This window comes from Oleiphilus sp. HI0086 (genome assembly GCF_001635225.1).
Genome location: NZ_LWFZ01001018.1, coordinates 1 through 8,418, shown reverse-complemented (window position 1 = coordinate 8,418; position 8,418 = coordinate 1). Strand labels below are relative to the sequence as shown.

General features: G+C 43.4%; 6 protein-coding genes. 4 read left to right on the top strand and 2 right to left on the bottom strand.

Annotated features, from left to right (window positions below):
• The first annotated feature begins 115 nt into the window (after nt 1-115).
• Nucleotides 116-589 (top strand): hotdog domain-containing protein, encoded by a 474-nt coding sequence (locus A3756_RS18255; protein ID WP_068510682.1) that lies wholly within the window; start codon nt 116-118, stop codon nt 587-589.
• A 16-nt stretch (nt 590-605) separates the two neighbouring features.
• Nucleotides 606-1,160: a SecY-interacting protein gene (gene syd / locus A3756_RS18250; RefSeq protein ID WP_068554184.1), complete on the top strand. Its 555-nt coding sequence runs from the start codon at nt 606-608 to the stop codon at nt 1,158-1,160.
• A 26-nt stretch (nt 1,161-1,186) separates the two neighbouring features.
• Here syd and cysB read toward each other — a convergent pair whose 3' ends face one another.
• Nucleotides 1,187-2,164 (bottom strand): HTH-type transcriptional regulator CysB, encoded by a 978-nt coding sequence (gene cysB, locus A3756_RS18245; protein WP_068510261.1) that lies wholly within the window; start codon nt 2,162-2,164, stop codon nt 1,187-1,189.
• A 241-nt stretch (nt 2,165-2,405) separates the two neighbouring features.
• Here cysB and A3756_RS18240 point away from each other — a divergent pair, with 241 nt between their 5' ends.
• Together A3756_RS18240 and A3756_RS18235 are read left to right on the top strand one after the other, a co-directional pair.
• Nucleotides 2,406-3,203, top strand: a complete 798-nt coding sequence (locus tag A3756_RS18240; protein ID WP_068510263.1) for a sulfite exporter TauE/SafE family protein — start codon at nt 2,406-2,408, stop codon at nt 3,201-3,203.
• 33 nt (nt 3,204-3,236) lie between these two features.
• Nucleotides 3,237-5,975: a LuxR C-terminal-related transcriptional regulator gene (locus tag A3756_RS18235; RefSeq protein WP_068510265.1), complete on the top strand. Its 2,739-nt coding sequence runs from the start codon at nt 3,237-3,239 to the stop codon at nt 5,973-5,975.
• Nucleotides 5,976-6,267: 292 nt separating this feature from the next.
• Here the strand turns inward: A3756_RS18235 and dinG are convergent, their stop codons facing one another.
• Nucleotides 6,268-8,394 carry an ATP-dependent DNA helicase DinG gene (gene dinG / locus A3756_RS18230; RefSeq protein ID WP_068554182.1) on the bottom strand — a complete coding sequence of 709 codons (2,127 nt, stop codon included), beginning with the start codon at nt 8,392-8,394 and terminating at the stop codon, nt 6,268-6,270.
• Nucleotides 8,395-8,418: the final 24 nt, after the last annotated feature.

The following is an 8,418-nucleotide window of genomic DNA, read 5'->3' as shown; positions in this document are numbered from 1 at the left end:
CTAAGTTTTTGATTCGTACGGATTCTAGCCTATTCTAAATAGACGAACCTTAAAACTATTCTGTCAAAATTAGTTGTAAAGAAAATTAATTCAAAACTATAGAAGCTAAGAAGTTATGCGCGTACTTGAAAACATTACCTATGACGAATTAAGAGTCAGCGATTATGCCACATTTACTAAAACATTAAGTGATGAGAATTTGGTTTTATTTGCTGCGACTAATGGCGAAATGCCGCTGAGTGCTTTATCTGTCGATGCTGCGAAAAAGAATGTATATGACGATACAGTCGGCTATGGCATGTGGGCTAGCTCACTTATCTCAACCGCTTTCGACAAAGTCATTCCTGGGCCTGGAAGTATCTACCTGGACCAAAACCTAAGCTTTAAGCGAAAAGTAGAGCTGGGAGACACGCTGACGGTAAAGCTCACTGTACTCCAAAAGCTCGAAAACCATAGAGTGTTGTTTCAGTGTGACGTTAGTAATCAAGATGGTGAAGTCGTGGTAAATGGTGAGTCGACTGTAATCGCCCCAATTGATAAGATATCTGTAGACCAACAATCACTCCCACGAGTACACATCAAGAACTAGGCTTTATTAAATTATAATGGATAAGATTTTTTTAGCGCTCGATTCAATACTAACCCGTTACGAAAATCTTTTTCATAATGCTAATGAACTCGGCTTACCCTCTTTTCAATGCGACCCGATCTGGCCCTCGCCTTGCGCAGTTAGTATCGTCAAAGACTGTCATTACTGGCGCCATAAGGAAAAGAGATCAGGGAATATCTTTGCAAGCCTTGAAGATGCGCTCGAGACCAAATTCCATCCCGATTTCCACGCCTTCTTCGAAAGCTACTGGGCGAACGGAATGCGTGTAGAGCACCCTTTAGTTGATTTTGCGTTAATACAAACGTGGAACGAAGAAGATCAGGAGCGTCTAAAAGAAAATATACTCGGACACTGTTTCGCGAAGCTTAAGAACAAACAGAGCTTAACGCTATTTATCGGCTGCACCGACAGCAATGAAGTTGTAAGTATTGAAAATCATAGCGGGAAAGTCATTTTAGAGCGCCCAGGTCGAAAAGATTATAAAGAGTTGGCTGACAACCTTGAAAGTTTCTTGCTAGCCCTCAACCCTACAGCACTCGAGTACAACTAAGGCGCCTTCATGTTAAGCCATGCTTCTTAGTAGCGCGGGAGCTTAACATTTTCAAACATTTCTTGAACGTCCTGACGATGCATATGGCGGTAGCATGCTTCCTCGACAACCTTCTGAGTAAGATGAGGTGCAAACTGTTGTAGGAACTCATACATAAAGCCGCGCATAAAGGTCCCCTTCCTGAATCCGATATTGGTAACACTTGCCTCAAACAGTCGGTCGGTATCAATCGCAGTCAAGCCGACATCTTTTTGAGTGTCGTAAGCCATGGATGCTACGATCCCGATACCCAAACCGAGTTTCACATAAGTTTTTATGACATCGGCATCGGACGCAGTAAAGACAATATTTGGAGATAATCCAGCCTCTGAAAAGGCAGCATCAAGCTTGGACCTCCCGGTAAACCCTTTCACATAGGTGACAATCGGGAATTCAGCTAGCTTGGCTAATGTTATATCACTATCTGAAGCAAGCGGGTGATTGTTAGGCACGATAACGATTCTATTCCAAGAATAGCAAGGCATCATGATTAAGTCTGGATGATGCTCGAGCGCCTCAGTCGCAATTGCGAAATCCACGGTGCCATCTGAGGCAAGTTCGGAAATTTGAGCAGGTGTTCCCTGGTGCATATGCAATGAAACATCGGGAAAGCTATTCATAAATCGACTAATTACCGTCGGCAGGACATAGCGCGCCTGTGTATGTGTAGTAGCAATCGACAAGTCACCTTTGTGCTCATTATTAAACTCCTGAGCAATTTTTTTAATACTTTCGACTTCTCCAAGCACATCGCCAACAACTTTCAGTATCGCTTCGCCTGCGGGTGTTATCCGTGTTAGGTGCTTACCACTACGAGAGAAAATCTCTACCCCCAGCTCGTCTTCTAGCAAACGAATCTGCTTACTTATACCGGGCTGAGAGGTGTATAAGCTTTGTGCAGTTGCAGAAACATTTAAGTCGTGATGAGCGACTTCCCATATATAACGGAGTTGTTGTAATTTCATTATTATCTCCAGACAGGATCGGGTTACACCAAAATGATATAAAGCTATAGCTAAATATTCTTATTGGAAATAAAAAAACTTAGCTATAGTATGAGAAATAGCATCAAATTGGTGCGCACAGCTTTGTTTAATGTGCTGTCTAAGTTCAATTTGGCTCGAAGTGTTATCAACAGCAAGGCCTCAAAAACGGCCATTTGATTAACTAAGCCTTGTATTTCCCTATCTATATTAGACCATAATCATGGAATTTCTTGCTTTAGGTGATTTTATTACGTACGTGCTTGCCGGAGCCGGTGTTGGTTTTGCGGTTGGGGTGACGGGTGTCGGTGGCGGGTCCTTAATGACGCCGCTTCTTATACTCTTCGGTTTCCCGACTCATATCGCCATTGGAACGGATCTAATTTATGCCGCCGCAACAAAGGCGAGCGGTGTAATTTCGCATGCGAAACAGTCTACTGTTAACTGGCAGATAGTATTTAGATTAGGCTTAGGCAGTATCCCGGCTTCACTTGTTACAGTCTACATGCTGAAGAACCACTTTGGTGATCCGTCCAGCTATCAACACATCTTATTAACTGTGCTTGGCTGTATGTTAATAATGACCGCCCTGGTAATTCTTATAAAACCTCGCCTTACCCGTTCATTTAATCTAAGCAGTAATGAGCGTCATAAGCTTAAAAAATACCAAGGCTTATTAACTGTATTTGCAGGGTTTATTCTCGGTATTTGTGTAACCCTAACGTCTGTTGGGGCTGGCGCATTTGGTGCAGCAGTTTTGATGATGCTTTATCCACGCTTAAACCCCGTTACTATCATCGGAACTGATATTGCCCACGCGGTACCGCTTACGCTCATAGCCGGGTTGGGACATATGCAGCTTGGTAATGTGGATTTCGTTCTTTTAATCTCCCTGCTAGTTGGGTCTATTCCTGCCATTCACTTTGGTTCAAAATTGAGCAAAAAACTACCAAGTGAAATATTGCAGCCAATATTAGCCAGCATCCTATTGATTATTGGGGTAAAATACGCGATCTTTTAGCCAATAACGCACAACACAAATACAGTTGAAGCTATGTCGCCAACATTTAATCTACTTAAAACAAAGTTCTTATCACCGCCATATAACCCAAGCAGTATTTTAAGAAAGCACCTACTAGAGCGGCTTGAGCTTCGGAGTGGCAGAAAGCTGGTGTTGGTTTCTGCACCTGCAGGCTATGGTAAGACAACCCTTGTTTCGCAGTGGCTACATCACAGTAAATCAAAACACTGCTGGCTATCACTTGATCAGAACGACAATCAGGCACTGAGATTTTGGCGTTATTTTCTTGGAGCGCTTCAAAGCTCTATTTCTGAATTCGGAGAAGAAGCACAGACACTGCTTCGGGACGATTCAGCTCACATTGAGGGCGCTGTCACTTCGATAATTAATGAGTTGAATGAATGGGCTAGCCATAATGAGCACCTTGATATTGTCTTAGATGACTTTCATAACATTGATAGTAAGGAATGCCTGAACCAGTTCGCCTACTTTGTCGATTTTCTGCCACCTTCTGTTCAAATTATCATCACATGCAGGTTCGAACCTTCGCTTCCGATCTCTCGTTGGAGTGTAAAAAACTGGGTAGACCAAATACAATCATCAGACTTGGCCTTCTCTATTGAAGAATCTAAAGCTTTTCTTCTTGATTATATGAATCTATCGTTAAGTGATGCGCAAGTAGACTCCTTGTTTGCATCCAGTGAGGGCTGGATAGCCGCATTACAACTTGCAGCGCTATCCGCCGTCTCCACTCCCAAGGCTGACCAGTCGCTCATATCTGTAGATAGGCTTCTTTCAGATGATAGGCATCTGAGCGAATATATTGTGAGTGAAATTCTCTCTCAACAGCCGCAAAATGTTTCAGACTTCTTATTGAGGTCTTCATGTTTACTCCGCTTAAACGCGCAGCTTTGCGACTCGATGCTTAATATCCAGGGTTCTGCGAAGATACTTGACCACCTTTATAGAGCAAACCTCTTCATTACCCCCTTAGATAATGAACATAGCTGGTACCGTTATCATGAGATGTTTAGAGAGTCGCTCCTTCGAAAAATTAAAGTAGAGCAACCAACACTTCTAGAAACATTGCAGAAAAGCGCTATTGAGTGGCTTGTCACGCATGAACAAGCCCATGAAGCGATAGAGCAAGTTGTTCAACTTCAAGATTGGGATCTTTTAATACAATTGCTTGAAAAAAATGGTAACAACCTAATACATGAAGGGCATCACTTACTCGTTTTAGAGTGGCTTCGAAAAGTACCCGAAAAGCTATTTAGCCAGTCTCCCCGCGCGATTATGCTTAAGATCTGGGCATTGTTCTTCAGTAACAAAATTGAAGTGATTGCCCCTTTGCTAGAAGAGCTGGAACTCCTTATTGATAAGCAACGCTTGCTTTGCATTGAAACTAGCGCAAGTGAATTAATTGACTTACATAGTGAGATCTCGCTTATTCGGGCCTATCTGGCTCGCAGCCAGTCAGACCTAAAGAGCGCAGGACAATTAACTAAAGATGTTCTGAAAGAGCTCGATACAACCAAGATGCCCCTTAAATCCGTCACCTATTACGGAATTGGTCTTGATAGCTTCGCTGTCGGTGACCTGGAGTCTGCGGAAGCTGCTTTGAGCGAAGCAATTGAGCATGGCAAGCGAGAGAAGAAATATACCACGGTGCTATCAAGCAGCGGCCTGCTTGGATGGATCTATTTTTACCAAGGTAATCTTGAAAAAGCGTTAGAAACCGGGATTATTAACCAACAATGGATCGATAGCTATCACGACAGCTCTCAACCTAGAATAATTTCTTGTTGGCAAAATAGTGCCTTGGCATTGATATATACAGAGAAAGCCGAATTTACTATCGCTCAGTCGTACATCAACCCCTTGCTACGACATTTGGAAATTGGGACAGAGCCAGGCCAGCACATAATCATTCAGTACACCCAAGCAATGCTTTATTTTGCACAGGGCAAATATGTCGATGCTATCGAATGCTTGGATGATGCATGGCATACCTATCAGCACAAACGAGACTCCATCGTTTTCACTCCACCAAGTATCATCGCACTAAAGGCTCGCTGCCTTTTATCAATGGGGATGATAGAGAAAGCTCAATTTGTGATAAATGAACTAAACGAAGAAAGCATTAATGCTGTCCCCTTAAACTATGAGGATATTAACCTAACAAAAGCACGGATTTTTGCGGCGCAAAGTAATTATAAACTTGCATTGGAAGTAATTAACCGTCTTGCTGAACAGACTCGTTCTAAGCACCATGTATACAACCTGATTCAAGTATTGAACCTTTCTGCCTCAATCTACCATAGCCTCCACAACTCAAAAGAAGCCGAAGAAGCAATTAAAGAATCATTACATCTCGCATCACAGGACGGCTTCATCTCTGTTTACACCAATGAGGCTGTTGAGCTTCTTCCGGTTCTAGCACTGGGTGCTGATCCCAGCATACCTGACAGCTATTTGCAGAAATTGAGCGCAACATTAGGATTAAGCAATGAGACCAAGCCTGTTCAACAAGATGAACTGCCTGGCGCAGCAGCATTGGAGAGCAATAAGCAATTGCTAGAACCTCTTAGCTCGCGCGAACTTGAAGTGCTCGGCCTGATTGATCAGGGCTTAGCAAACAAAGAGATCGCTCAGAAGCTAAGCCTCGCACCGGCCACCGTCAAAGCACATATTCGCAACCTATATGGAAAGATAGAAGCAAAGAGTCGTACAGAGGCTTTATCAAAAGCACGAAGCATTGGTCTGATCTAATATACGAGATCATAAAGTGTGATGCGCATCACACTTTATATCACTTAAGCCTAGGCGTAAGCCTTATGGACGATCTAATTAAGCCTGACTAAGCCCTATTATAAACTCATCGAAACAAGCAGTACTAAGTAAAAACTTCAGGCCTTTTACTTAGCGATGTTTGCGTCTTTCAGGTATTAGTTTTCCGATCAGGGCTTCCCTACAAGGCCCGACTTGTGAACGCGGCGAGATGATAGTTCGGCATCATCCGCCGCTTTTTTTTGCCTAAATTTTATAGATTCAGCAGGTTTGCTTAGCCAAACTGTCGACGGTATGGCGGCAATGAATTGATCAAGAGATTACCGTAACGACGGGTGAGCAGCCGATTATCAAGAATCGTCACCTGGCCGGTGTCTTTCTCCGTCCGAATCAAACGACCACAAGCTTGAATCAACTTAAGGCTGGCATCTGGCACGGTCACTTCCATAAACGGGTTTCGACCTTGCGCCTCGAGCCACTCACTAATGCTTTGCTCTAAAGGGTCGTTAGGCACAGAAAACGGTATTTTGGCAATAACAACATGCGTAAGGTAATTGCCTGGCAAATCAATCCCTTCAGCGAGGGAAGCCAAGCCAAACAAAATACTTCGCTTTGAAGAATCTATAAGCGCTTTATGTTTGTTTACCAGCTCCTGCTTTGAGTATTCGTCTTGGGTCATAATATCTTTGCGTAAGACCGGGTCTATTTGATAAAGCACGTCATTCATTTGCTTTCTAGAGCTGAATAAAACTAATACAGCTTGATCATCACCAATCCAGTTTGCCAGATTTGAGGATATTTCCTGAGTGTGCTGTTCAGGGTCTGAAGCTGACGATGTCATTGGAGGAATTACCAGCTTGGCAACTTGATTAAAGTCAAACGGGCTTTGCACTCGATGATAAACACTATCAGCGGGTAAACCTGCTTTGTGAGCAAGTCGGTCAAACTTGCCAAGCGCTGTTAATGTTGCGGAGGTTAATATTGCTGCGTAAGACTTTTTCCACAACGCTTCGTGAAGCAAGCCACCCGCGCTTAATGGGCTACCATGCAAGCTAATATCGGCAGCGTTTTCATATTCACGCAGCATTAACCAACGCGCATTCGGCGGCGCACCTTCTTTTTCAACTTTTCCGTAGAACATCCAAAGCGCGTGCAAACCTTCGGCTCTGTCACACAATGCACCAATAACAGGAAACCATTGCTCCCCTTCTTCTCGAGATAAACCGCAATCTGATTTTTCATCAACAACTTTGTTCATTTCGTTTCGAATATCGTCAAGCAAACGACATAAACTCGCAAACAAAACTTTTAGTTCTTGCGCTGCATCTAAAAGCGCTTCGGGTATAACTCCCTGTGGGAAGCGAAATCGTTTGACACTATTATTGTCTTCTTCATCCCATTGAATTTCCTGAGCAAGGTAATCATAAGTACGTGTAATCCAGTCATGTAGCTGAGTAGATACCAAGGAAATATCCTCAATATTTTTGTGAAGAAAATTACCCTGCGATAAATAAGGTGAAAGCTCCACCATTGCTTTGCTAAGCACCTTGAGCCAGTTATCGGTACTTTTAAGACCGCCTTGAACCGTAAAATGATTGAGTGCCTTATCTGCCAAATGGTGCCCTTCATCCAGTACCAAAATAGACTGCTCGGGTGCTGGCAATATAACGCCACCACCCAAAGCCAGATCTGATAACAAAAGATCATGATTAACCACGACAATGTCAGCATTGTCCCAGGTCTTTCTGCTTTCATAATAAGGGCAAGAATTAAAATAGCTGCAACGGCGCTTGCTGCACTGCTGATTATCAGTCGATAGACTGCGCCAAACTTCAGGTTCGATCACGCTTTCCCAGGTATCTTTGTCGCCATCCCAAGCTCCTGAAGCGTATTTAGATAGATACACCTCTAGCTCAGATTTATCGGTAGAAACGCTATCTTCCTGGGTTAGAAATAGCGGTAACGCAGTAGTATCGCTATTGGCATTATCAAGCTGTTGATCCAGCTTGCTCAGACAAAGGTAACGACCCCGACCTTTTGCCAGGGCATAGTTGAAATCAAGGCCGGAGTATTTCGCTAGCTCAGGTAGGTCCTTGCTCATGACCTGATCTTGCAAAGCGGTTGTAGCGGTAGAAACGATAACTTTTCTACCTTGCGCTAAAGCAAGAGGGAGCACTGAAATGCTGTAAGCAAGCGTTTTTCCAGTGCCGGTTCCTGCCTCGACAACACATACTGCTGGGTCGGACTTTCGTGCACCCTGATCATCTTCTTTAATGCTGCCTAAATATTTTGCTATCTCGGCAATCATTACTCTTTGCCCATATCGCGGGCGGAATCCTTCCCTAGAAGTAAACTTGCGATAAGTGGACTGTATGAGTTGTTTTTGACTGTCTGTAAGCATTGGTTAAATAAATAACTATTTTTT

Coding starts and splice junctions, on each gene's coding strand:
- A3756_RS18235 (WP_068510265.1), top strand. CDS start 3,237: ATGTCGCCAACATTTAATCTACTTAAAACAAAGTTCTTATCACCGCCA.
- dinG (WP_068554182.1), bottom strand. CDS start 8,394: ATGCTTACAGACAGTCAAAAACAACTCATACAGTCCACTTATCGCAAG.
- cysB (WP_068510261.1), bottom strand. CDS start 2,164: ATGAAATTACAACAACTCCGTTATATATGGGAAGTCGCTCATCACGAC.
- A3756_RS18255 (WP_068510682.1), top strand. CDS start 116: ATGCGCGTACTTGAAAACATTACCTATGACGAATTAAGAGTCAGCGAT.
- A3756_RS18240 (WP_068510263.1), top strand. CDS start 2,406: ATGGAATTTCTTGCTTTAGGTGATTTTATTACGTACGTGCTTGCCGGA.
- syd (WP_068554184.1), top strand. CDS start 606: ATGGATAAGATTTTTTTAGCGCTCGATTCAATACTAACCCGTTACGAA.